Source organism: Pseudomonas quercus (assembly GCF_012033695.1).
Classification (GTDB): domain Bacteria; phylum Pseudomonadota; class Gammaproteobacteria; order Pseudomonadales; family Pseudomonadaceae; genus Aquipseudomonas; species Aquipseudomonas quercus.
Window position 1 is genome coordinate 1 of the sequence record NZ_JAAVJI010000015.1, and the last position, 26,410, is coordinate 26,410.

The 26,410-nt window shown below is 59.8% G+C and carries 14 protein-coding genes and 1 rRNA gene; 13 read left to right on the forward strand and 2 right to left on the reverse strand.

All coding sequences use genetic code 11. The annotated features are described in order from the left end of the window. Nucleotides 1-70 precede the first annotated feature (70 nt). The 11 genes from rrf to HBH25_RS19470 all read left to right on the forward strand — a co-directional run bounded on the left by rrf (nt 71) and on the right by HBH25_RS19470 (nt 22,485). A 5S ribosomal RNA gene (gene rrf / locus HBH25_RS19420) occupies nt 71-186 on the forward strand. 147 nt (nt 187-333) lie between these two features. Continuing rightward, complete coding sequence (recC, locus tag HBH25_RS19425) at nt 334-3,789, forward strand: exodeoxyribonuclease V subunit gamma (RefSeq protein ID WP_168085592.1); 3,456 nt, start codon at nt 334-336, stop codon at nt 3,787-3,789. Further along, nucleotides 3,786-7,472, forward strand: coding sequence for an exodeoxyribonuclease V subunit beta (recB, locus tag HBH25_RS19430; protein ID WP_168085593.1), 3,687 nt, complete (start codon nt 3,786-3,788; stop codon nt 7,470-7,472). The genes recC and recB overlap by 4 nt, the downstream gene beginning before the upstream one ends. Then, on the forward strand, nt 7,469-9,544 hold the full coding sequence (recD, locus tag HBH25_RS19435; RefSeq protein WP_168085594.1) for an exodeoxyribonuclease V subunit alpha: 2,076 nt from the start codon (nt 7,469-7,471) through the stop codon (nt 9,542-9,544). Before recB ends, recD begins: the two co-directional genes overlap by 4 nt. 129 nt (nt 9,545-9,673) lie before the next feature. Then, complete coding sequence (locus tag HBH25_RS19440; protein ID WP_168085595.1) at nt 9,674-11,674, forward strand: peptidase domain-containing ABC transporter; 2,001 nt, start codon at nt 9,674-9,676, stop codon at nt 11,672-11,674. Between the two features lie 43 nt (nt 11,675-11,717). Continuing rightward, nucleotides 11,718-12,056: a hypothetical protein gene (locus HBH25_RS19445; RefSeq protein ID WP_168085596.1), complete on the forward strand. Its 339-nt coding sequence runs from the start codon at nt 11,718-11,720 to the stop codon at nt 12,054-12,056. Between the two features lie 54 nt (nt 12,057-12,110). Further along, nucleotides 12,111-12,455 (forward strand): hypothetical protein, encoded by a 345-nt coding sequence (locus tag HBH25_RS19450; RefSeq protein WP_168085597.1) that lies wholly within the window; start codon nt 12,111-12,113, stop codon nt 12,453-12,455. Between the two features lie 85 nt (nt 12,456-12,540). Then, on the forward strand, nt 12,541-13,278 hold the full coding sequence (locus tag HBH25_RS19455) for a hypothetical protein (RefSeq protein WP_168085598.1): 738 nt from the start codon (nt 12,541-12,543) through the stop codon (nt 13,276-13,278). Nucleotides 13,279-13,972: 694 nt separating this feature from the next. Next, nucleotides 13,973-18,880, forward strand: a complete 4,908-nt coding sequence (locus tag HBH25_RS19460; RefSeq protein WP_168085599.1) for a S8 family serine peptidase — start codon at nt 13,973-13,975, stop codon at nt 18,878-18,880. Between the two features lie 60 nt (nt 18,881-18,940). Next, the gene (locus tag HBH25_RS19465) at nt 18,941-21,076 is read left to right on the forward strand and encodes a peptidase domain-containing ABC transporter (protein WP_168085600.1); all 2,136 of its coding nucleotides are present in this window, start codon (nt 18,941-18,943) and stop codon (nt 21,074-21,076) included. A gap of 101 nt (nt 21,077-21,177) precedes the next feature. Continuing rightward, nucleotides 21,178-22,485, forward strand: a complete 1,308-nt coding sequence (locus HBH25_RS19470) for an HlyD family type I secretion periplasmic adaptor subunit (RefSeq protein WP_229631976.1) — start codon at nt 21,178-21,180, stop codon at nt 22,483-22,485. A 34-nt stretch (nt 22,486-22,519) separates the two neighbouring features. Here HBH25_RS19470 and HBH25_RS19475 read toward each other — a convergent pair whose 3' ends face one another. Further along, nucleotides 22,520-23,443: a LysR family transcriptional regulator gene (locus tag HBH25_RS19475; protein WP_168085602.1), complete on the reverse strand. Its 924-nt coding sequence runs from the start codon at nt 23,441-23,443 to the stop codon at nt 22,520-22,522. Between the two features lie 120 nt (nt 23,444-23,563). Between HBH25_RS19475 and HBH25_RS19480 the strand changes: the two genes are divergently transcribed. Then, a complete protein-coding gene (locus HBH25_RS19480) occupies nt 23,564-25,090 on the forward strand; it encodes a CoA-acylating methylmalonate-semialdehyde dehydrogenase (RefSeq protein ID WP_168085603.1) in 1,527 nt (508 codons plus the stop codon). A gap of 9 nt (nt 25,091-25,099) precedes the next feature. Next, nucleotides 25,100-25,987: a 3-hydroxyisobutyrate dehydrogenase gene (gene mmsB / locus HBH25_RS19485; protein ID WP_168085604.1), complete on the forward strand. Its 888-nt coding sequence runs from the start codon at nt 25,100-25,102 to the stop codon at nt 25,985-25,987. Here mmsB and HBH25_RS19490 read toward each other — a convergent pair. Further along, nucleotides 25,972-26,295 (reverse strand): putative quinol monooxygenase, encoded by a 324-nt coding sequence (locus tag HBH25_RS19490; protein WP_168085605.1) that lies wholly within the window; start codon nt 26,293-26,295, stop codon nt 25,972-25,974. The genes mmsB and HBH25_RS19490 overlap by 16 nt on opposite strands. Nucleotides 26,296-26,410 lie beyond the last annotated feature (115 nt).

A 26,410-nucleotide genomic window follows, 5' to 3' on the forward strand; every position in this document is an offset into this window, starting at 1 on the left:
TCACACATCACATACCCAGATCTGCAGCTGCGTGAACACAGCCGTGAACACGAAGCCGCAACCCGAATTTCTTGACGACCATAGAGCATTGGAACCACCTGATCCCATCCCGAACTCAGCAGTGAAACGATGCATCGCCGATGGTAGTGTGGGGTTTCCCCATGTGAGAGTAGGTCATCGTCAAGATTCAAACCCAAAACCCCTGGTCGCCCTGCGATCAGGGGTTTTGTCTTTTCAGGCCGTTTCAAATACGCCGCTCACGCCACCCTGCCACCTTGCGACCTCCCGCCAGTAATGGCATGGTCAGCCTCTTTCTCGATACTGAGCTACACAATGTCTGCAACAGCGTCCACCACACCAGGGTTCATGGTTATCCATGGAAATCGGCCAGACGATCTGAGAAGCCTGGTAGTAGAGTGGATGCGCTTGTACCCCTTGCTACCCCTGCAAAACGAAGTGGCACTGGTGCAAAGTAATGGCATTGCCCAGTGGCTCAAGATGGCACTGGCCGAGGACCGGGATGAAGGCGGCTGCGGTATTGCGGCGGCCATTGACGTGCAATTGCCAGGTACCTTCATGTGGCAGTTGTACCGGGCAGTGCTCGGCAAAAACGAAATTCCCGAAACGTCCCCCTTGGACAAAACACCCCTCACCTGGCGGCTGATGCGCTTGCTGCCCACGGTCATCGGCCAGCCAACCTTCGAACCCCTGGCACGTTTCCTGGGTGACGACATGGACATGCGCAAGCGCTACCAACTGGCTCAGCGCTTGGCCGACCTGTATGACCAATACCAAGTATACCGCGCCGACTGGCTGGAAGACTGGGCCAATGGCACGTTCCAGTTACGCAGTGCGCGTGGCGACATGAGGCCCTTGCCAGAAGGCAACTGCTGGCAGGCGGCGTTATGGCAGGCATTGCTGGAAGACGTTGGGGTTGAGGGCATGGCGCAAAGCCGGGCCGGGGTGCACCAGCGCTATATGGATGTGATCATGGAGGCCGAAACAGCGCCCTCCAACCTGCCTGAGCGCGTGATCGTGTTTGGTATCTCTTCACTGCCAGCCCAAGCCCTGCACGCCTTGGCGGGCCTGGCTCGGTTTACCCAAGTGCTGCTGTGTGTGCACAACCCCTGCCGTCACCACTGGGCAGATATCGTGGCCGACAAGGACCTGCTGCGCAGGGAATACCGCCGCCAACAGCGTAAGGCAGGCATGCCGGCCGAGATGGACATCGAAAGCCTTCACCAACATGCGCACCCGTTGTTGGCCGCCTGGGGTAAGCAGGGGCGAGATTACATCAGCCTGCTGGATGAGTTTGACAAGCCCGACAGCTATCGTGGGGCCTTCAGCGACGGCAAGATCGACCTCTACAGTGACGATGAAAGCCCAACGCTGCTGAGCCAGTTGCAGAATGACATTCTTGAGCTTCGGCCGATGCAGGAAACCCGGGAGTTATGGCCGGAAGTTGACCCGCTTCAGGACATCTCCATACGCTTTCATATCGCACATAGCCCACAGCGCGAAGTTGAAATTCTTCACGACCAACTGTTGCAGCGCTTCTCGGCCAATCCCCAACTTCGGCCCCGCGATATCATCGTCATGGTCCCCGACATCAACGCGTATGCGCCCTCCATTCGGGCCGTGTTCGGGCAGGTGCCTCGTGATGACGCTAGGCACATACCCTTCACCCTCAACGACCAAGGGCAACGAGGGCGTGATCCGCTGTTGATCGCCCTTGAACACCTGCTTCAATTGCCGGACAGCCGCTTTGCCGTGGGTGAGATTCTGGACCTGCTGGATGTACCGGCACTGCGCGCCCGGTTTGGTATTCCCGAGCAGTCCTTGGCCATTCTTCATGGTTGGATAGAAGGCGCCGGCATTCGCTGGGGCCTGGACGCAGGCCAGCGCACCACCCTTGGCCTACCCGGCGGCATGGAGCAAAACAGTTGGCGCTTCGGCCTACGGCGCATGTTGCTAGGCTATGCCGTGGGTGGCGGGGCAGGGTTCGACGGCATTGAACCCTATGACGAGGTAGGCGGGCTTGATGCATCCTTAGTGGGGCCCCTGTACGCGCTGATTGACCGGCTCGACCATTGGTACCAAGCCTTGGCCACGCCAGCGTCGCCTCAGGTCTGGGGTGAGCGCTTGCAGCAATTGCTGGCAGACCTCTTCCTTGCCCAGGACGAACACGCCGAATACCTGTTGATCCAGCTGGATGAATTGCGCGACCAATGGCTGCAGGCCTGTGAGCGGGTAGACCTCAACGAAGCGTTGCCGCTGACCGTGGTGCGTGAGGCCTGGTTGGCAGGGCTTGACCAAGGCAGCCTGAACCAGCGCTTCCTGGCCGGCTCGGTAAACTTCTGCACCTTGATGCCCATGCGGGCCATACCGTTCGATGTGGTGTGCCTGCTCGGCATGAACGATGGAGATTACCCCCGCGCCCAGCCCCCCTTGGACTTCGACCTTATGGCCGTGGACTACCGCCCCGGTGACCGGTCGCGGCGTGAAGACGACCGCTACCTGTTACTTGAGGCGGTGCTGTCTGCACGCGATCAGCTGTACATAAGCTGGGTAGGCCGCAGTATTCGGGATAACACCGAGCGCCCGCCCTCGGTGCTGATCGGTCAGCTTCGGGACCACCTTTCGAGCGGCTGGCGGCTAACGGGTACCGAACAGTACGACCACCACCTGATCGAAGCCCTGACCCTGGAGCATCCGCTGCAACCCTTCAGTGCGCGCTACTTCGAAGCCGGTAACCCTGATGTGTTCAGCTACGCCCGAGAGTGGCAGCGGGTACACGAAACCGCTTCCACAGTCGCGCCCTCGCCAGCGTTACCTGCTCAGGCCCCAGACGCGCCTATTGGGCTTGAGGTGTTGGCCAATTTTCTGCGCAACCCGGTGAAGCACTTCTATACCCAGCGCCTAAAGGTCTATTTCGAAGACGTGCAGGGTGCCCTTGAAGAGGCTGAGCCCTTTACCCTCGACGGTTTGCAACACTACGGGTTGAGCAAGCATCTGCTAGAAGCGGCGGTGCAAGGAGAGGCGGACGGCCTTGAGGCCTTGCTGCAGAACGAGGCGCAGCGCTTGCAGGCGGCAGGCCGGTTGCCCATGGCCGGCTTCGGAGCACTGCTACAGGCCGAGCTGATCGCCCCGTTGCCAGACCTGGTTACGCGGTACCAGGCATTGTTGGTGCGCTGGCCTCACCCTCAGCAAAGCGCACTGCCTCTGCAGTTCGAAGCCCACGGCATCACGGTTGAAGGCTGGCTTGGCGGTGTGCATGAGGGCCAAGGGGGCTCGCTCCTGACCGTTACTCTGGTCGCCAACGCCATCAATACCCGAGGCGGGCGCAAATGGTCACGGCTTATCGACAGTTGGGTACAACACGTGGTGGCCTGCGCCGAAGGCCTGCCCTTGCACACGGCCATTGTCGCTACAGACACCTCCTTGTTGCTCGCACCCCTTGAAAGAAGCACCGCCACTGCAGTGCTCGCCGACCTCCTGAACGCCTGGCAACTGGGCATGTGCCAACCGTTGCCTGTGGCGCCACGTACCGCCTTTGCCTTTCTGGAGGCCAAGGATCGCGAGAGCGGCTTGAAAGCCGCGCAAACCACGTACGATGGCAGCGATTTCGGCGCGGCCGGTGAGCGTACCCGAGACATGGCGCTGGCCAGGCAGTACCCGGATTTCACTGCCCTGAACCAGGATGAAACCTTCGAAGGCTGGGTGGCCACTTTGTATGAACCGCTGTTCAAAGCCCCCTGGGTTGACCTTGCACAGGAGGCTACCCAATGAGCCGCCCTCTAGCCCTCACCTTCCCCCTGCACGGCAGCCAGTTGATCGAGGCCAGTGCCGGCACGGGCAAAACCTTCACCATCTCGGCGCTTTACTTGCGCCTGGTACTGGGCCATGGAGGAGAGGACTGCGGCTTTGGCCGTGAACTGCTGCCGCCTCAAATCCTTGTGGTCACCTTTACGGATGCGGCCACCAAAGAGCTGCGCGATCGCATTCGTACCCGCCTGGCACAGGCTGCGCAGTTTTTTCGAGACGAGCTGCCTGCCCCTGATGAGCTGGTAAGGCAGCTGCGCGAGGACTACCCGCCGGCCCAATGGCCGCTGTGTGCGAGCAAGCTGGATGCCGCAGCACAGTGGATGGACGAAGCAGCGGTATCTACCATTCATGGCTGGTGCCAGCGCATGCTGCGCGAACATGCATTCGACAGCGGCAGCCTGTTTACCCAAAGCCTGGAGACAGACCACAGCGAACTGTTGGGCGAAGTGGTCCGCGACTATTGGCGGCAATACTGCTATGGGATGGCGGGCGACACCCTGGCATGGGTACGCGACAACTGGAAATCCCCTGGCAGCCTGCTACTGCGGGTGAGGTCACTGTTAGGCGCCGCCGAGCCTGTTGAGGAAGGTAGCCACCCTGGCCACCACATCGAAACGGGGCTACAGCGTCGGCTGGATGAACTGACACGGCTCAAACAGCCTTGGGGCGACTGGGTCGAGCAGGTGCGTGGCCTGCTGCTGCAAGGTATCGCCGACAAAACCGTGGATGCGCGCAAGCTGCAGGCGCGCTATGTGGAGCCCTGGTTGCAAGGCATTGCCCAATGGCAGGCCGACCCGCACGCGCACCACCTGGACATCGGCAAAGGCTTCGAGCGGCTCACCCCCGAGGGCATTGCTGAAGCCTGGAAAGGTACGCCCCCCAGCCATGAGGCGTTCGAGGCCATGGTAACCCTGCGCGAGCAGCTCAGTGCCTTGCCAGACCCTGGCGCCGAGGCCCTGCAGCACGCGGCAGCCTGGGTGGCGCAGCGCTTTGAAACCGAAAAGCGCCGGCGTGCGGAAATGGGCTTCGACGACATGCTGCTGCGCTTGAATGCCGCCCTGCGGGGTGAGTCTGGTGAAGCCTTGGCGCACATCATCCGCGAGCAGTTTCCCGTGGCGCTGATCGATGAATTCCAAGACACCGACCCCATTCAATACAGCATTTTCGAACGCATCTACCAGATCGGTGATAACCGCAGCGACCTGGGCATCTTCCTGATCGGCGATCCCAAGCAAGCCATTTACGCCTTCCGCGGCGCGGACATTCATACCTACTTGCGCGCACGCCGGGCCAGCGCCGGCCGCCTGCACAGCCTGGGCACCAACTTCCGTTCCACCCAGGCCATGGTGGCCGGCGTGAACCGGGTATTCGAGCAGGCCGAAAGCCGGGAGCAGGGGCGGGGTGCGTTTCTGTTCCGAGAAGCAGACGACAACCCTGTACCCTTTGTGCCCGTGGCTGCTCAAGGGCGCAAGGATCGGTTTCAAGTGGCCGGTAGCGACCAGCCGGCCTTGACCTTCTGGGCCTTGGCCAGCGACAAGCCGGTCGCCAACGGTAATTACCGGGATCACTTGGCCCCAGCATGCGCGAGTGAAATTGTGCGGTTGCTGGCGCTGGCCAAGGAAGGCCAGTGTGGGTTTACCAGCGAAGCGGGGGACATTCGGCCACTGGCTCCGGCTGATATCGCCATTCTGGTGCGCGACAGCGGCGAAGCGCGAGCCATACGCACGCAATTGCGGGCACGGGGCGTGCGCAGTGTGTACCTGTCAGACAAAGAGTCCGTGTTTCGCAGTCAGGAAGCGCTGGATGTACTGGCGTGGTTGCGCGCCTGCGCCGAACCGGACGCCGACCGCTTGCTGCGGGCTGCGCTGGCCAGCGTGACCCTGGCCCGGCCATTAAGTGAACTGGAAGCCCTGAACCGTAACGAACTCACCTGGGAAGCACGGGTGATGCAGTTCCGCGAATACCGCACGCTCTGGCGCACCCAGGGCGTGCTCAGCATGCTGCGCCGCCTCCTGCACGACTTCGACCTGCCCCTGCAGCTCACCGACCGCCCGGAAGGTGAGCGTATTCTCACCAACCTGCTGCACCTGACCGAATTGCTGCAGCAGGCCTCCGCCGAACTCGACGGGGAACAGGCCTTGGTGCGCTACCTGGCCGAGCGCCTCACCAGCACCCAGGACGGCGGCGAGGAGCAAGTGGTACGCCTGGAAAGCGATGAGCAATTGGTAAAGGTGGTGACCATCCACAAGTCCAAGGGCCTGGAGTACCCGCTGGTGTTCCTGCCCTTCGTGTGCAGCGCACGGCCTGTAGACGGCAGTCGGTTGCCAGTGACCTGGCATGGCTCCCAAGGCGAGGTGCGTGTGTCCATGTCACCTGATGAGGCCGCCATTGCCGCTGCCGATGACGAGCGCCTGGGCGAAGACCTGCGTTTGCTCTACGTCGCCCTCACCCGTGCCCAATACGCGTGCTGGCTAGGTGTTGCAGACCTCAAGCGGGGGCGCGAGAGCAAGTCTGCATTGCACCGGTCTGCGCTGGGGTACCTGCTGGGCGGTGGCTTGCCTCTGGCGGAATCCGAGCAGCTCAACCAGTGGCTTGCCAGCGTGCAAGGCGGGAACCCGGCGTTGGCGGTTGTACCTGTGCCCCAGGTTACCGAACAGGTGTACGTGCCGCCCAAGCGCGACCAACAGCTACAACCGGCGCGTGTGCCTGCTCGGCGGGCTGCGGAACACTGGTGGATCGCGTCGTACAGTGCGTTGCGCATCGCGGAAAACGTGGACGGTGGTGGCCTGGCCCCCGACAGCTTGCGCGCGCAGAACTTGCTGGACGACGAACCGCTCAGTAGTGCTACGGCCCTGTTCCCGTTGCAGGGGTCGATCCATCAGTTTCCCCGTGGCCCGCACCCAGGCACGTTTCTCCATGGCTTGCTGGAGTGGGCCGGCCGCGAAGGTTTTGGGGCCTTGGCCGCCCACCCTCAGCAATTGCGCGATACCTTGGCCCGGCGCTGTGCCACTCGAGGCTGGAGTGGATGGATTCCCACGTTGGAACAGTGGCTCAATGGCCTGCTGCAGGTGCCCCTGCCACTGGCCGAAGGGCACGCGGTACGCCTGGTAGACCTGAACACCTACCGCTACGAAATGGAGTTCTGGTTTGCCAGTCGCCAGGTTGATGTGCACCGGCTCGATACCCTGGTGCGTCAGCACACCCATAACGGTGCCCCACGTGCCGCCGCGGAAGGCTATCGGCTCAACGGGCTGTTCAAAGGCTTTATCGACCTGTGCTTCGAATACGAAGGCCGCTACTACGTGGCCGACTACAAGTCCAATTGGCTAGGAGCAGACGACGCCAGTTATTCACCGGCTGCCATGGAAATCTCGATTCTTGAGCACCGCTACGACCTTCAGTACGTACTGTACCTGCTGGCCCTTCACCGCCAACTACAGGCCCGGCTCCCGGGCTATGACTACGACCAGCACATGGGGGGCGCTTTGTTCATTTACTTGCGAGGGCTGAGCGCCCGTACCCGTGGCGTGTATTTCAACCGCCCGCCCCGTGCCCTGATCGAACAGCTGGACCTGCTGTTCCAAGGCAAGCTGGAGCAGCGCGACACCGATGCACAGGCTGACCTGTTCGGGGGCGCACCCGTATGACCGACCTATTTTCTACCGAGCTGGACACCGAGCTGGACAAGCCCAACCCCCTGGCCACTACCGCAGGCCTGTTCGAGCTGCTCAAGCAATGGGTCGCCCGGGGCTGGCTTCGGCCATTGGACGAAGCACTGGTACGGTTCTTCGCCGAGCGCGTGGCCACCGCTCACCCGTTGGTACTGCTGGCCACTGCGCTGACCAGCCACCAACTGGGCCATGGCCACGTATGCCTGGACCTTGAACAAACCCTGCTGGAGCCTGACTTCGCCCTATCCCTGCCCCCAGAAGGGGACGCTACCCTGAACAGCGAAGTGCTGCCGTCCAAGGTGCTGGCCCAGTTAGGCCTGGCCGGGTGGCAGCACACCTTGCGCGCCTCCTCATTGGTGGCCGAAGGTGCACAGGGAGGCGCAGACTGCCCGCTGGTGCTCAGCGGCAACCGCCTGTACCTGCGCCGTTACTGGAATTACGAGCGTGCCGTAGACACCGCCATGCGCCAACGCCTGGCTGCACCGGCCGATGTACCTGGCGACCTTGCCGAGCGGCTGGCGGCTTTGTTCCCGGATGCAGGCGGCGAGCGCATCGATTGGCAAAAGCTGGCCTGCGCTCTGGCCACACGTGCAGCGTTCAGCATCATTACCGGCGGCCCCGGCACCGGCAAAACCACCACAGTGGTCCGCCTGCTGGCGCTGTTGCAGGGCCCGAGGGTAGAAGCCAATCGGCCCTTGCGCATTCGGTTGGCGGCACCCACTGGCAAAGCTGCGGCGCGGCTGACCGAATCCATTGGTGTCCAGGTGCAGGGCCTGGACGTGGCCGACGCCATCAAGGCCCGTATACCCACGGAAGTGACCACGGTGCACCGCTTGCTGGGCAGCCGGCCAGGTACGCGGCACTTCCGCCACCACCGGGGCAATCCTTTGCCGCTGGACGTGCTCGTGGTGGACGAAGCGTCCATGATCGACCTGGAAATGATGGCCAACCTGCTGGAGGCCCTGCCACCCCATGCGCGCTTGATTCTGCTGGGTGACAAGGACCAGTTGGCCTCTGTGGAGGCCGGCGCAGTGCTGGGGGACCTGTGCCGCGATGCCGAACTGGGTTACTACTCCCAGGCCACCCGCACCTGGCTCGAAGCCGTGGCTGGCCAAAGCCTGGCCGCCGCCCAATTGCACGAGGGCGATGCGCAAACCCATGCCCTGGCACAGCAACTGGTGATGTTGCGCCATTCCCGCCGGTTTGGTGAAGGCAGCGGTATCGGTGAGCTGGCCCGCTGTGTGAACCAGCAGCGGCCCGAGGACGCTCGCCGCCTACTGGGGGACCGCAGCTTCCAAGACATTGCCACTGTTCGGCTGCAAGGCGAGCAGGACCAGGCCCTGGAGCGCCTGCTGCAAAACGGCGTGGCGCGGGGCAGCGGTAACAACAACGGCCCAGGTGGCTATCGGTATTACCTCACCCTGCTGAACACTCACCGGCCGGCTGCCGGTACGCCCTTAGAGGCGCCGGCCTGGCTGGCCTGGGCGGCGCAGGTGCTGGCCGCCTTCGACCGTTTCCGCCTGCTGTGTGCCGTGCGCAAAGGCCCCTGGGGTGTCGAGGCCGTCAACCAGCGCGCCACCAAAGCCTTGTATGCCGCTGGCCTGATCGAAAGTGACCACAGCTGGTACGAAGGCCGCCCTGTGTTGATGACCCGTAACGACTATGGCTTAGGCCTGATGAACGGGGACATCGGCATCGCCTTGCGCTTGCCCGAAGCCGAGGGCTCGTCCACTCTCACGTTACGCGTGGTCTTCCCGCGCAACGACGGCCAGGGCGGTGTGCGTTTCGTGTTACCCAGCCGGCTTACAGACGTGGAAACCGTCTACGCCATGACGGTGCACAAATCCCAAGGCTCCGAATTCGAACACACGGCGCTGGTGCTGCCGGATGCACTGAACCCCGTGCTCACCAAAGAGTTGATCTACACCGGCATCACGCGCGCGCGCCACTGGTTCAGCCTGATCGAACCACGGCCCGGCATCTTCGAAGAGGCCGTGAAGCGCCGGGTAAGGCGCTTGAGTGGGCTGATGCTTGAGCAGGCGGGGTAACCCAGGTAGGTAGTGGTCCTAGCGCTTAAGGTATCTCGAAGATTCCTACAGAAGCTTCGGACGCGGTCCGACATACAGGGCCGGCGCTCATGGTTAACCTTGGTCCGACTTCGTTGAAAGGCTCGGATCATGGACACGGGCAGTACCAGCCTGATGCAATGCTTGCAGGCAATCGCGCGCTTTCACCACTGTCAGGCAAAAGCCTCGGCTAATCCAAGCGTCACATGGCCTGGGCTGCTCAAGGAGGCAAAGGCCTATGGCTTGGTGGGCCAATACCACCCATGCGCTGCCCACACGCTGCCCACGGAGGCACTGCCAGCCATTGCGCTGGGCGTGGACGGGCAGGGCTTCATCCTGGCCGCCACTCGAAAAAACGAAGTGCTGGTCCATAACCCTGCCACTGGGCGTTCTGAAACCTGGTCGCTTGCACAGCTAAGCGAGCAGTGGTCAGGCCAATTGCTGGTGCTGCGCGGCGGGCAGGCGAGCACGGGTAGCCTGGCCCGTTTTGACTTCACCTGGTTCGTTCCCGCATTGGTCGAACACCGCAAGTGGCTGGGGCAAATCCTGTTAGCCGCCTGTGCGCTGCAGGTCTTCGCGCTGGCTTCTCCGCTGTTTTTCCAGGCGGTAATGGACAAAGTGCTGCTGCACCACAGCCTCCATACGCTGGAGGTACTGGTGCTGGCCCTAGTCAGTGTGGCGGTTCTGGAAAGCAGCTTGAGCGCCATCCGTACCTACCTGCTGGAACACACAGCCGCCCGCATTGACGCCAAATTAGGTAGCCAGCTGTATCGCCACTTGCTGGCGCTTCCCCTTCCTTACTTTCAAGCTCGCCGCTGTGGGCATATTGCTGCTCGCCTGGGCGAGGTTGAAACCCTTCGGCATTTTCTCTCCGCTCAAACCCTTGGTGCCCTGGTCGATACCGTGTTTTTCGCTTTTTTCACGGCCGTTCTTTTCTACCTCAGCCCCACCCTGGCCGCTGTGGTGCTCTGCTCGCTGCCACTTTATGTCTTGCTGGCGGTGTGGCTTACGCCGCATTTGCGCCAACGGCTGGAACAACAGGCCAACAAAGGCGCAGAGCAGCAGGCGTTTCTGCTGGAAACCCTGCGTGGCATGGGCACGCTTAAAACACTGGCTGCCGAGCCGCAGTTGAAACAGCGCTGGGCCCGCTTGCAGGCACATACCTCTTTGGCAGGGCTACGCGCCGGCAATATCTCCACCCTCATGCAAGAAGCCGTAAGCCTGGTCGGCAAGCTCACCACAGCGGCCGTACTGGGTATTGGCGCCTGGCTGGTGATCGCCTCCTCACTCACCTTGGGGCAACTCATTGCCTTCAACCTTATCGCCACCCGCGTCGCCCAGCCCGTACAACGGCTTGCACAGCTGTGGGTGCAATTCCAGCAAGCCGGTATCGCCATGCACCGCCTGGCGGACGTACTGGATACCCCACGCGAAGACCACGACACCTCGCTGGTGGTACTGCCTGAAGTGGCTGGGCATATCGAGTTTCGTGACATTACGTTCCGCTACAGCCCAGGCCAGCCGCCTGTGCTCGAACACTTCAACCTTGTGGTACAGGCAGGGGAAGTGGTGGGCATTCAAGGGCCTTCCGGCTGCGGCAAAAGCACGCTGGCCCTGCTGCTTCAGAAACTCTATGTGCCTGAGCAAGGGCAAGTATTGATCGACGGTATCGACCTCGCCGGCCTACAGCCGCTCTCGATCCGGGAACGCGTTGGCGTTGTTCTTCAAGAGAGCGTACTGCTCAGCCGCACCGTGCGCGAAAACATCGCCCTCAACGACCCTGGCGCGCCGTTGGATACGATTGTGGCTGCCGCCCAACTCGCTGGCGCGCACGGCTTCATCCTCACGTTACCCCGCGGCTACGACACCCTGTTACAGGAAGGCGGCAGCTCCCTGTCAGGCGGGCAACGGCAACGTATCGCACTGGCACGAACGCTATTTACCAACCCGAAAATATTGATCATGGACGAAGCCACCAGCGCGCTGGATGCCGAGGCCGAACAACACATTCTTAGCAACATGCCGGAAATGGTGAAGGGCAGAACGGTGCTGATTATTGCCCATAAGGCACAGGCGTTGAAGGCAGCGGACCGGGTTGTGGTGTTTGAATGATTGGGTTCCAGATGCTTCGGAGTTAAGGCTAGGAGAGTTACTGATGAAGAAAGGCCTATTCGTGCTGCTGGTTGTCACTGTTATGGTCGCTATCCGACTGACTTACCATCCAGAGCTTTTGGTTTTCTTAACTCATGAGGAAAAAAGTGAACACCATATTGCAGAAGCGCGGATAGCTCCGGGTTATATCTGCGGCACGATCGGGGATTGGGTTTATCGCTTTCCGAAGGAAATATTCGGACCAATAGCGCAGTACGTAGGTGACGATCCTTGGGGTGGAGATTTTCCGAATCCTAACCGTGGGTGCGCCGACCAACTGACTGGACGCATATTTCGTATGTGTATACCTGGGTATGAATTGGTAAATTTCGACTCAAGGTAAAACAAGGGTTGCTTTGTAAAAGGCGGTATTTGGCTGACATATAATAAGGATTCTATGGAAGAGTTAGTGGCTGATCTAAGATCGTATAGATTAGATGCGAGTAAGGAAGATGGTTATGAAAAGAATTTGAGGTTATTTAGTTTTGACGTAAAAAATGGTTGGGCTGAACGCATATTTTGGAAGCCTGGCTCCAAAGAAAATCCCTATATTTTTGGTAGGTGCAGTATTGGTTCACCATTTCCACAATGTCGTTTTGAAATGTATAGCCAAAAACTTAGCGCAATGGTAAGTGTGGGGTTTTCAATGGAGCATATTGAAGGGTGGTGGAAGTATCTGTCTTTGGCGGAATCCCAGTTGAATCACTATAAGTATGCAAGCCTTAGGGGTAAGCAGATATGAAATTTTTATCTTGGTTTTTTGAAATACGCATAGCCCTGAATTATTGAGTTTTAGATTATTAGGTAGTAGGGGTAGGAACGTCCTGATGAAGAAAGGCCTATTTGTGCTGCTGGTTTTCGCTGTGATGGTTGCTATTCGCTTGACTTACCATCCAGAGCTTTTGGTTTTCTTAACTCATGAGAAAAAAAGTGAACACCGCATTGCAGAAGCGCGGATAGCTCCAGGTTATATCTGCGGCACTATTGGGGACTGGGTTTATCGCTTTCCGAAGGAAATATTTGGACCAATAGCGCAGTACGTAGGTGACGATCCTTGGGGAGGAGATTTTCCGAATCCTAACCGTGGGTGCGCCGACCAACTGACTGGACTCATATTTCGTATGTGTATACCAGGGTATGAATTGGTGAATTTCGACGTAAGGTCAAACAAGGATTGCTTTGTAAGAGGCGGTATTTCGCTGACAAATAATAAACGTTATTTAGAGGACTTAGTGGCCATTCGAAGGGCGTATAGATTGGATGCGAGCAAGGAGGATGGTTATGAAAAAAATTTAAGGTTATTTAGCTTCGACGTAAAAAATGGCTGGCCTGAACGCATATTTTGGAAGCCTGGTTCCAAAGAAAGCCCTTATATTTATGGTAGATGCAGTATTGGTTTACCATTCCCACAATGTAGTTTTGAAATGTATAGCCGAAAGCTTAGTGCGTCAGTAGATGTAGGGTTTTCAATGGAGCATATTGAAAGGTGGTGGGAGTATTTGTCTTTGGCGGAATCCCAGTTGAATCACTATAAGTATGCAAGACTTAGGGGTAAGCAGATATGAAATTTGTATCTTGGCTTTCGCCAGTGTAATGGCTTGATTTAAGCAATGGTTTTCTACAGTGGGCTATTTTTCTACTGCTGTTACTCGGTTTTCTTGCGCCCGTTAGGGGCTAAAGTCTGGCGCCAATGCGCCTGCGGTTCCCAGTTTTAAACGCAAAGGAGAGTAAGCTATGAAAATAACAAACGAAGATATTGCGACCGCTAAGGAAATTCTTGGTGTGAATGGCCCAGCCGCTGCTTACGACTTTTTAGCGTCTAAGGGCTCCAAATATGCAATACTCGCTAATGGCGTGGCAAAGGAAGATACATTTGCGGGCATAACGGCTGTTTCTTATATGAAGGAGCGGTACTTTGAAGATAAAGGCGCGGAAATGCCAGAGGCATTGCTTTCAGACATCAAGAGAATTATGGCTGTCGCGTATATCGATACGCTTGAAAAGAATATTGCCGAAGGTTCAGATGATGTCAGCCTAAAGCAGGCGAGAAAGTTTCATGATGAAACTTTCTCTGGGGTGGGGCTTCATCCAGATTATTGGACGCTGCACACTGTATTAAAAACAATACCAGAACATGAGCATGACGATTACTGGAGGCGAACCCTAAGCCGGGCTGGTAGCTTTGTAAGCGAAGTAATAATTGCTGGAGACACCCTAAAGGAAATGGGGTACCACGCTCAAACCTCTCAGGATGCCGATGTGATCGGTTGGATATCACGCATTGGCAGCCCTCGTACCATGAGTGCTTTATCGAACCCGATTCTCGATGAGGCGGCGACATTGGCGCAAGATTCTGCTAACCAGCTGCTTACCCTTGCGCCCTATCTGGTACCAGACGAAGAACTCGCGATTTTTATCAAGAACAACCCGCTGCCTAGGAATCAAACAAAGGAGGAGACCGAGACAGCCCAGTCGGTTCGCGACGGTTATGCCGTATCCGAGGCTACCCACCAGGCGCTGCTTTCCCGAGGAGCGTTAGATAAAACAGATTTCCTGTCTTCACAGATTGCAAGTTTGACTACCGGTGGCGTTCGGCCTGGAGAAATACAGGTCGACCCTAACGTGAAGCCCAATGAATACCTTCAGCAAACCTACATCGACAAAGGTGCCGCTTGCACCCCTCTCGAACGCCTTCAAAACAGCCTTATCTTCAATAATTTAGGCGCTAACACCACTCATAATGTCTACGTAGATCCATTACTTTTGGATTTAACAGGGCAAGGCGTGCAAATGGTGTCTATTGCCGACGGGGTAGTTTTCGACATTGATAACAGCGGCACACTCAAGCGCACCGGGTGGGCGGGGGCAGGTACTGGCTTGCTAGTGCTGGATGATGGCAGTGAGACCATTAGGCACGGAGGGCAACTCATTTCCGAGTACTTGGGCGGAAAGCCTGGCGAGCTAGGCCAACCTGGAGAGGTGAAGTTTCCTGACGCCTTCGCAGCGCTTGCCTCATTGGACAGCAATGGAGATGGGCTTATCACCGCAGCTGATGCGCAGTGGCAGCACCTTCGAGTATGGGCCGATGAAAATCGCAGTGGTAGTAGTGAGCCAGGAGAGCTGAAAACACTGGATGACTGGTCTATTTCAGAAATCTCTGTTGTCGCCGTTGTCCACAATACTACCCATCCAAGCGGCAATACCCTTCGCTCCTCAGGCACGTTTACTATTGATGGACAACAGCGTGAAGCGCTGGCTGTGAATTTTCTAAGCGATGCAGTAAGTCATCGGCTGCATGAGGAGGGCCAGGGTAAACGCATTGAAAGTAGTACCGCAGAGGTGAAGCGGATCAGCTACGTTACCAATGACGATACTGGCGTTACCTTGGATGCTCAAACACTCGGCGTGCAAACGGTGCAAGGGGGGCTAGGCAACGATACGCTCAAAGCGGGCCCCGAGGGCAGTTGGCTTATTGGAGGGGGCGGCGACAATCGGTATGAGGGCAACATAGGAGACGACGTCTTCCTGATAAGCGCCAGCGATGACACGACTCAGATCAACGGTGGCGGTGGGCGAGACAGCGCGATTGTAGTCGGGGACCGCGGCGTGTCACTTAATTTGGCCAAGAGCGGGCTAATGATGGCTCAGGGCGGGAGGGGGCATGACGTCTTAATCGCTGGCGGTAATTACGGCGTTTTCATGAAAGGTGGTGCCGCCGGTAGTACCCTTATTGGCGGAGGTGGCAACGACGTATTAGTTGGAGGGGAGTCCAGCAACATCATCGTTGGAGGGGCTGGTAAATCCGTGATCTACGCTGGCCCTGGAAACGACCTCATTTTTGGTTCTGCGCAAGGCAGTATTATCTTTGCAGGGGCGGGCAAGGCTCGGATCACCGGCCGCGACGCCGACGACGTGATCGAAGCAGGCAAGGGAAACGCCACCATCGACGGGGGCGGCGGTACCAACCTGGTCACCCTTCATGGCGATCATGGGGACTACGTGATTACGCCCATCGACAACGGTTACCGCATCGAAGACAAGGTCGCTGGCCGCGACGGCACCCTTACCCTGACGCGCATCCAGAAACTCAACTTCGCCGATATTTCCGCCGTGAACCTTGGAGGGCCGAATGCAATGCCGGTCACGGATACGGTACGCACGGATGCCGCGGGCGCGCCCTTGACGAGAAGGGAGGGGGCACGCGTGATTGCGGCAGCCGCTTTGTTAGCAAACGATCAGCCTATGGGCAGCCAAGGCCCATTGCGCATCAGCGAAGTCAGCGACGGGCTAGGCGGCACGGCTGTGCTGAATGAACAGGGCGATGTGGTGTTCACCCCCAACCCTGCCAGTCAGGGCGCCATGGGCTTCAAGTACGCCTTGGTGGACGCCGCAGGCAACCCGGCCATGAATGTGGTCAGCCTCAAAACGGGCGAAATGGCGCCCATGCGTGGCGAGGTGCACCTGCTGACAGACCAGGCCCCCACCGACCCATTGGCTGCTCGCCAATGGTACTTGGGGGATGTGGGTGTATTGCCGGTGTGGGAGCAGTACAGCGGGAAAGGCGTACGCGTCGGTATTTTCGAGCCGGGGGGAGAATTCGCGGTAGAGCCTGAAACCTTCGACATCCACCATCCAGACCTGACACCCAATGTTGACCCAGGCTGGCTAGCTGCCCAATGCAAAGCAGGCACCTTGCCAACGCAGTTCTCCAACCATGCAACCCAAGTGGCAGGCGTAGTGGCCGCCGCACGGGACGGCCAGGGTGCGGTGGGGGTGGCGCCCGGCGTTACCCTCGGCGGGCATTACCTGGCCAACCGGGGCGATGACCTTACCAGCCTGTCCAATACGTCCCATTACGACGTGGCCAATAACAGCTGGGGCTTTACCACAGACTTTGCCCTGACCAACCTCACCAGCGGCAGCATCACCACCGAAACGGCCTTGATGCTCAATGCCCAGTACGCGGCGCGCAATGGCCGCGGCGGCTTGGGCACCGTGATGGTGACGGCAGGTGGCAACGGGCGGGCCAAAGGGGGTAGCGCACAGGGGTCGTTGACCAATAGCCATCGCCACGCCATCCAGGTGGGCGCCATCAATGCTCAAGGGGACCTATCAACCTTGAATGTGGGTGCTGCACCGTTTTCCAACCCAGGCACAAGCCTGTTGGTGTCCGCCCCCGGCAGCAACGTGCTGTCTACCAGCCGCAAACTGGACACGGAGCGCGGCTCGGTATTTGGCAGTGATTACAGCGCCACGCAAGGCACCAGTTTCGCAGCGCCGATCGTGTCGGGCATCGCCGCGTTGATGCTGGAAGCCAACCCCTCCCTAGGTTACCGGGATGTGCAGCGCATCTTGGCGCTGTCTGCCACGTATGTGGCTGATCCCACCACGCACTGGGCCTACAACGGCGCGAAGGCCGTAAACGGGGGTGGCCTGCATAAAAGTGACGACTATGGCTTCGGCAAGGTCGATGCCCGTGCCGCGGTGAGAATGGCGGAAAGTTGGCCTGCCAGCAGTACCTTGGCCAACGAGCAGAGCGTGGGTGTGATCAATACGCCGGTTAATCTGGCCATTGGCGCTGGGCAATCGGTTCGGTCCGAGCATGTGCTCACCGCAGGTGTGAAGGTTGAACATATTGAAGTCGACATCTACAGCGAGGTGGGCCAGTTGGGTGACCTGCAATTGCGGCTTACCTCACCGGCAGGTACGCAAAGCCTGTTACTGGACCGCGCGGGCAAGAAACGCTCCGGGGAAGGCGCCGGCGACGCTGACCGTGGCAGTGACCGAGCCGGCGCCTTCAACTATACGTTCACCTCAACCCAGCATTGGGGTGAATACAGCCAGGGTGCGTGGACGCTGGAAGCCGTAAATGCCGCCGACGGCAAACCCATCACACTCACGAGCTGGGGGATGCGCGCGTATGGCGAAGCGGCCTCTGCCGATGACCAGTACGTGTACACGGATGAATTTGCCACCTTGGCCATGGAACCGGGCCGGGCCGTGCTGGACGACGCCGTCAACGGAACGCCTGGCGGCAACAACACGCTCAACGCCGCCGCGCTTTCAGGGGACGTGAACATCGACCTTCAGCAGGGCAGCGCCACTTTGGCGGGCCGGGCCTTGAGCATTATGTCGCCCGCTAGCATGGCCCATGTGATCACAGGCGACGGCAACGACACCTTGATCGCTTCGAGCCAGGGCACGGTACTGGAGGGCGGGCGAGGTGCCAATACGCTGGTTGGCGGCGCTGGAAAAGACCTGTTCGTGGTGCGCCAGCGTGCGGGTGGCCAGGACAGGCTTGAAGGCTTCGAGGCTGCTAGGGGCGAATTGATCAACCTCAGTGGCGTGGGCGTTACTGCTTTCACGGAACTGGCCGTTACTCAAGCCGACGCGGACACACAGGTCAGCCTGCCTAACGGGCAGCGCATCACCCTGGCCAATACTCAAGCCGCCAGTGTGTCGGCTGACCATTTCCGTTTCGACCGGCAGGTAAAGCGGCCTGAGGGGTACTTCGCGGGTGAAGCGCCGGTAACGCCTGTGCTGCCGGCAGCAGGGGTGGGGGAGGTTGTGCTGAGCGGCGGTGGGAAAGGGGTAGGGCTTAACTTTGGGCCCAGTGGCGCCGAAGCGAAGCTGTTGGGAACCGTGTACGAACGCAGTGAGCCAGGGCCCGCGACGTTCATAGCGGCGCGCCAAGAAGGCGAAACCAACCTACGAAACGCCCTGCGTGGCTTCAACCCTTCAACGGACAAGATCGACCTTGCCCAGTTGGGGATTTCGCATTGGGGTGAGTTGGTGCTTGAGAAGCAAAAGCGCATTGTCATCAACGGCTTGGCGCTGGCTAACGGCACGTCGATCAAGACAGCCCCCAACGCTGAAGGCAAGTTCATCGACGTGATGTACATCGATGGCCTGGACCCTAGCCAGCTGGCCGAGCAGCACTTTGTATTTGCGCCTGCTGGCAGTGCTCCCTACCTGCCAGACCCCAAGCCTGCCATGGCGCAAGCCTTGGTCAGTGTGGCCGAGCCCGCTGAAAGCATTGCCGCCTTGGCGCCTGCTTCGCTTGTTCAGGCGATAGCAGCGTTTGCACCGGAAGCCGCCGGCAGTACAGGCCTACCCTGGGACCTGCGTCAGCCGACCAACGTGCCGCTGATGGCCCAAGTCGCGTGACACGCCTCCTCCCTTAACGCGCCGCTGTTTGCACGCGGCGCCTTTTACCTGGTTTTTCTCATGAACAGTCATCCTGCTATTGAGCATGGGGCGGATACAGCGCTGTGGGCGTTGGTTCAGCTGGCTCGCCATTACCGCATTCCCGCCTGTGCCACCCAGCTTGCGCACGAACAGGGTGAGCATGGCCACGCGCTGAATGATGACCAGCTGCAGTTGGCTGCCCGGTCACTAGGGTTTGATACACGCATCTTGCACAGCACTCGCCCTGTGCGCCGGTTGCCGTTGCCCGCCATAGGGCGTGATCGCCGTAACCACGCCTATATCCTGTGGCGGCAAGTAGGCGACAACGTGTGGATTCAAGGCGCCAATGATCCCGAGCCCTTTGCAGTGAGCCATACAGGTTGGCGCAGCCGCAGTAACGGCCGGGTGCTGTTGGCTCGGCCTGTCGCCACGCAAACGGTGGCCCCCTCCCAAAACGGTTTTCAATGGTGTTGGCCAGTCCTGCGCAAGTACCGCCACCACGTGCTAAGCGTGCTGGTTGCCGGGGTCGGCCTGCTGGCCTTTTCGATGGTCACGCCGCTTTTTTTCCAAGTGGTCATGGATAACGTACTGGTCCACAACAACCTGTCCACGCTCCAGGTTGTAATGCTTGGGTTGGTGGCGACCCTGCTGTTCGAAACGGCATTCAGCGCAGCCCGATATGGCGTGTTTGCTTACCCGCTGGCGCGTCTAGACGCTGAGTTGAAGGCCGCTTTGTTTAACCACGTAGTGGCCCTTGCCCCTGGTTTTTTCTCAGTAAGGCCTATTGGAGATATTGCCTCGCGCTTGCGTGAGCTGGACACCGTTAGGGATTTTCTCACCCATCACTGCCTGGCCGTGGTGCTCGATGGCGTATTTTCCTTTGCCTTTCTGGCCATCATGTTTGCCTACAGCCCAGCATTGACGGCTGTGGTTGCAGCCTCACTAGTGGCCTATGGCGCCATTGCGCTGCTGTGGGGGCCTGCATTGCATAGGCAAGCCATGGCCGCTCAGGCCTTGTCAGCGGATAACCAGGCCTTTCTTGTTGAAAGCGTCAATGCCGTGCGCACCCTGAAAGGCTTGGCCGCTGAACGCTGGAGCGCGGCGCAGTGGGACGACCGCCTGACCCAAGCCACCCTGGCGCAGCGGCGCCTGGGCTTATCCGCCGCGTCGGCCCAAGAAACCATTGGGCTGGTGGGCAAGCTCGTGACTGCAGCAACGCTGTGGTGGGGGGCGCAGGCGGTGATGTCCGGCGCCCTGACCGTTGGAAGCTTCATCGCATTCAACCTGTATGCGGCACGCGTGGCACAGCCGGCCCTGCGTATGGGCCAGGTGTGGGGGCAGTACCAGCAAACCAGGGTAGCCCTTCAGCGCCTGTCGGTGATTCTGCAAGCACCTGTGCAAGTGGCGCCCGGCGCAGTACCTGTACCAGCGCTTAGCGGCCGCATTGACGTGGATTCAGTGTGCTTTCGCTATGAGGCGGAGGGGCCCTATGTGCTGAATCACCTTAGTTTTTCAGTCCCTGCGGGCCAATGTATCGGCATTACAGGGCCTTCCGGTTCTGGCAAAAGTACCGTGCTCAAGCTGCTACTGGGGTTTGCCCCGATTGCCAAAGGCCATATCCGCATGGATGGCTACGACATCGCACTGGCGGACATTGCAAGCGTGCGCCGGCAAGTGGGCGTTGTGATGCAGCACCCCTTTTTGTTCCAAGGCACCGTGCATGAAAACATTGCGCTAAGCCTGCCGGGCGCGAGCAGGGCACGGGTGATACAGGCGGCGCAGTTGGCAGGTGCTCATGGCTTTATCCAGCGGCTGCCCCAAGGGTATGACACGCGCCTGGCCGAAGCAGGTAGCAACCTCTCAGGCGGCCAGCGGCAGCGCTTGGCCATCGCACGGGCCTTACTGCCTGAGCCGCCTATTCTGATTTTCGACGAAGCCACCAGCGCGCTGGACAGTGAAGCCCAGGCGCACCTGCAATCCGCGCTGCCCGCTATTTGCCAGGGCCGGACGGTGATCATGATCGCCCACCGCCTTGAAACCCTCCAAGGGTGTGATCAGTTACTGGTACTTGATAAGGGGCAGGTGGTAGAGCAAGGAAGGCCGAGCGATTTGGCGCTGTTACCCCAAGGGCATTATGCGCGCCTGTTACGGCTGCAGCAGGAGGCCGGGGCATGAGGCGTTGGCGAACCAGGTTGCAACGCTATAGGTCGGCCTGTCGCAGTGCCTGGCAGCACAGGCGCCCTGCCAGTACTGGGCCCACCCCCGAGTGGGCATTTATGGCCCCTGTGCTTGCCTTGCAACACCGGCCCCCGCCCTCGTTTCCCCGCCTGCTGCAGGGGCTGATCCTGACGGTTCTGGTGGGTGCAGTGGTGTGGGCAAGCGTCAGCCACATTGATGTGGTTGCCAGCGCTACAGGGAAAATCGTGCCTAACGGGCGAAGCAAAGTCATTCAGCCCAGCGAGACGGCTGTGATCAAGGCCATTCACGTTCAGGACGGGCAAACGGTTGTCAAAGGCCAGGTGCTGATCGAGCTGGAGGCCCGTGGCACTGCAGCTGACCTGGCACGGCTTGAAGCGGACTTGTTATCTGCACAGATCGATGCTGCCCGCGCAGCCGCCATGATCGCCAGTGTGGACCACGTGCAACCGCCAGCCCTGCCTGTTGAGGCGTTGGCAGGGGCTGACGCGTTGAAACGGCAAGCCGTTCAGCGCTGGCTGGAGGGCCAGTACCTTGAGCTGCGCAGCCAGCTGGACCAGGCCGACGCAGACATTGCTCGCGCGGGGTTTGAGCGGGATTCCTTGGCCGTCTCCATCCGGGCTTTGCAGGAGGCGATTCCCATCGCCCGGGAGCTGGCCGAAGACTACGCGGCGCTTCTGGCCGAGCAGGCCGTTGCAAAGCACCACTACCTCCAACGCAAGCAGGAATACCTGCAACAGCAGCGGGAGCTGGAACAGTTACAGGCCCGTCGCAAGGAAATTGCCGCTGCCCTGCAAGCTACCACGCACCGGCGCATGAGCATCCTGGCGCAGCAACGCCGCAGCATGCTGGATTTGCAGCAGGACGCGGCGTTGCGGGCAAATGCCGCGGAGCAGGAGTTGAAAAAAGCCCACCTGCGTCATGGCCTTCGCACCTTGATAGCACCTGTAGACGGCACCGTGCAGCAACTGGCTGTCCATACCCAGGGCGGTGTGGTAACCGAAGCTCAGGCCTTAATGGTGATTGTGCCGGCAGACCAGCTCATGGAGGTGGAAGCCTTCCTGCCCAACAAGGACATCGGTTTCGTGCAAGCGGGGCAGCCAGCACAGGTGAAGGTCGAGACGTTCAGCTACACCCGCTATGGGCTGGTAAAGGGCGTGGTGAGTAGCGTTTCACACGATGCCATCGAGGACCCGCAACGTGGCCTTACGTATGCCGTGCGTATCAGGCTGGACAGCCACCTGCTTGAGCGTAGCGGCGCACCACCCCTGGCTTTGGCCCCTGGTATGGCCGTCACTGCCGAGATCACCACTCGGCAACGTAGGCTGATCAGCTATTTCCTTACGCCGTTGGAAGTGATGGTTCGTGAAAGCCTTCATGAGCGTTAGTAATTGCGCTATAGGCGGCCAAAGCTCGCTCCCATTACTCGCCCATTAAAAAACCTCGCCTGGCCTCCGTCTCCGCCCGAATGTAATCCCACAGCAGGGTAATCCGCTTGAGCTTGCGCAGGTCCTCGCGGCAGTACATCCAGAACTGCCGCGTTACCGATACCTGCTCGGGCAGCACCGGCACTAGCTCAGGCGCTTCACACGCCAGGAAGCAGGGCAGTATGGCCAACCCATGCCCCTGGCGGGCTGCGATCATCTGGGCCACAACGCTGGTACTGCGCAGCCGTGCATTGGCCGTGGGCAGCAGGTGGCTCAGGTACAGCAGCTCGGCGCTGAAGGCCAGGTCGTCCACGTAGCTGACAAAGGGGTGCCCGGCCAATTGCGATACGTCAGTGATAGGCGGGTGGCGGGCCAGGTAGCCAGCAGTGGCGTACAGTTGCAACCGGTAGTCGGTGAGTTTGCAGCACACATAAGGGCCATGTTCGGGCCGCTCCAGGGCAATCACGATATCGGCCTCGCGTTTGCTCAGGCTGATGAAGTGGGGCAGCGGCAGAATGTCGATGGAAATGGCCGGGTAGGCCTCCACAAAGCGGCTGAGCACAGGCGTAATAAAGAAACTGCCAAACCCTTCGGTACACCCCATGCGCACATGCCCGGACAACGCCAGGCCCGAGCCGGTCACTTGCTCGCAGGCCATGTGCAGGGTGCTTTCAATGGACTCGGCATACCCCAGCAACCGCTGCCCTTCGGCCGTGAGGCTGAAGCCGTTGGTGCGGGACTTCTCGAACAGCAGCGTGCCCAAGGAGGCCTCAAGGGCGGTAATTCGGCGCGACACCGTGGTGTAGTCGACCCCCAACCGCTTGGCCGCGCTGCTAGCTTTGCGCAGGCGTGCCACTTCCAGGAAAAACTTGAGGTCGTCCCAGTTCAGGCTTGCCAGTGACGTGATGTGTTTCTGCATGATGGTCTGGCTTATATCTGCGTTCTTGTTGGAATTTTGCCTACCTATACTGGACCTAGGCTGCCAGTGCTACCCCTACCATGGCCGTATGCCAACAATAACAATCACGCGGAGGTTTACATGAATGCGTCCCTACCAGGCGACGGTGCACGGGTTGAGACAGTCAAACTGCTGATCGACGGGCAATGGGTAGACTCCCAAAGCGGCGATTGGCAAAACGTGGTCAACCCCGCCACCCAAGAAGTGCTGGCTCGGGTGCCTTTCGCCACCCCTGCCGAAGTCGATGCCGCCGTAAGCGCCGCGCACACGGCCTTTGCCAGCTGGCGCACCACGCCCATCGGCGCCCGCATGCGCATCATGCTCAAGCTGCAGGCGCTGATCCGCGAGCACAGCAAACGCATTGCCGCGGTATTGAGTGCCGAGCAGGGCAAGACCCTGGCCGACGCCGAAGGCGATATTTTCCGAGGCCTTGAAGTGGTGGAGCACGCCTGTTCGGTAGGCAGCCTGCAACTGGGTGAGTTTGCCGAGAACGTGGCCGGCGGGGTGGACACCTACACCCTGCGCCAACCCATCGGTGTGTGCGCCGGTATCACGCCCTTCAACTTCCCGGCCATGATTCCGCTGTGGATGTTCCCCATGGCCATCGTGTGCGGCGATACCTTTGTGCTCAAGCCCTCCGAGCAGGACCCGCTCTCCACCCTGCTGCTGGTGGAGCTGGCCCTGGAAGCCGGTGTGCCGGCAGGGGTACTGAACGTGGTCCACGGCGGCAAGGAGGTGGTAGACGCCCTATGTACCCACCCCACCATCAAGGCCGTGTCGTTCGTAGGCTCAACGGCCGTGGGCACCCATGTGTACAACCTGGCGGGCCAGCACGGCAAGCGCGTGCAAGCCATGATGGGAGCGAAAAACCACGCGGTAGTGTTGCCAGACGCCAACCGTGAGCAAACCCTCAATGCCTTGGTAGGCGCGGCGTTTGGCGCGGCTGGGCAACGTTGCATGGCCACGTCGGTGGCGGTCATGGTGGGCAATACCCGTGAATGGATACCGGACCTGAAGGCGCTGGCGCAGCAACTGAAAGTAAATGCCGGCAGCGAGCCCGGCACGGATGTGGGGCCAGTGATCTCGACCCGGGCCAAGGCACGGGTCGAAGCGTTGATCGAAAGCGGCGTGCAGGAAGGCGCCACGCTGGAACTGGACGGGCGTGGCGTGCAGGTGCCGGGCTTTGAGCAGGGCAATTTCGTGGGGCCCACATTGTTCAGCGGCGTGACCACGGACATGCGCATCTACACCGAAGAGATTTTCGGGCCCGTGCTGGTGGTGCTGGAGGTGGACACCCTGGACGAGGCCATCGCCTTGGTGAACCGTAACCCCTTTGGCAATGGCACAGGGCTGTTCACGCAAAGTGGCGCGGCAGCGCGCAAGTTCCAGAGTGAAATCGACGTGGGCCAGGTGGGCATCAATATCCCCATCCCGGTACCGGTGCCGTTCTTCAGCTTTACGGGTTCACGTGGGTCCAAGCTGGGCGACCTGGGGCCTTACGGCAAGCAAGTGGTGCAGTTCTACACCCAGACCAAAACCGTCACGGCCCGCTGGTTCGATGATGCCAGTGTGAACACCGGCGTTAACACCACTATTCATTTGCGCTAAGGGGTTGTCATGAAAATCGCCTTTATTGGCCTGGGCAACATGGGCGCGCCCATGGCCCGCAACCTGATCAATGCCGGCCACAGCCTGGTGTTGTTCGACCTCAACCAAAGCGTGCTAGGTGAACTGGGCCAGCTGGGTGCCGAGGTGGCAGCGTCCCCCCGCCAAGCTGCCCAGCAGGCAGAGCTGGTGATCACCATGCTGCCCGCGGCGGCCCACGTACGTGCCGTGTTCCAGCAAGAAGAGGGCGTGCTGGCGGGTATTCGTGCCGGTACGCCGGTGGTGGATTGCAGCACCATCGACCCGCAAACCGCCCGCGACATACACGCTGCGGCGGCGAAGCAAGGCGTGGACTTCGCCGATGCGCCGGTGTCGGGCGGCACCGGTGGGGCCCAGGCCGGTACCCTGACATTCATGGTAGGCGCCAGCCCGGCACTGTTCGCGACCTTGCAGCCGGTGCTGGCGCAGATGGGCAAGAACATTGTGCATTGCGGGGAGGTGGGTACGGGGCAGGTGGCGAAAATCTGCAACAACATGCTGCTGGGCATTTCCATGATTGCCGTGTCCGAAGCCATGGCCTTGGGTAACGCCTTGGGCATTGATACACAGGTGCTGGCCGGGGTAATCAACAGCTCTACCGGCCGGTGCTGGAGTTCTGAAACCTATAACCCCTGGCCAGGTATTGTGGCCACAGCGCCTGCCAGCCGGGGCTACACCGGCGGCTTCGGTGCGCAGTTGATGCTCAAGGACCTGGGCCTGGCCACAGAGGCCGCACGCCAGGCCAAGCAGCCTGTGATGATGGGGGCGCTGGCCCAGCAGTTGTACCAGGCCATGAACCTGCGCGGTGATGGCGGGCTGGATTTCTCCGCCATCGTGCAGGGGTATCAGGCTGCTGAGTGAGTGGAAGAGGCTGGGCTGAGCATGCGAATGGTCTGAACCTTCAGGTCCTGTTCCAGGTAATCCATGCGCTGCTCGGCAAAGGCCGTCATGTGGGGCAAGGCGGCATGCACGTCTAGCGCGGCCTTGCTGGCCCACACCTCATAAAAGATGAACAGGCTAGGGTCCTGTTCATCTTGCAGCATGTGGTATTCGAGGCAACCAGGTTCTTCGCGGCTGGCCGCTACATACCCTTCGAACAGTGCCTTGAAGGCCTGCGCCTTTTCAGGGCGGGTTTTGGCGGTGAGGATGAATGCATAGGGGGTGCTCATAAGGTGCCTCCAATGAAGAGATAGTTAGCCTGGCGCAACAATACCCAAAACATTCGTGCATTGGCGGAACAAGCCAATTGCGTGAACGTGCCTTTTTCCAAGCGCTTATGGCCAT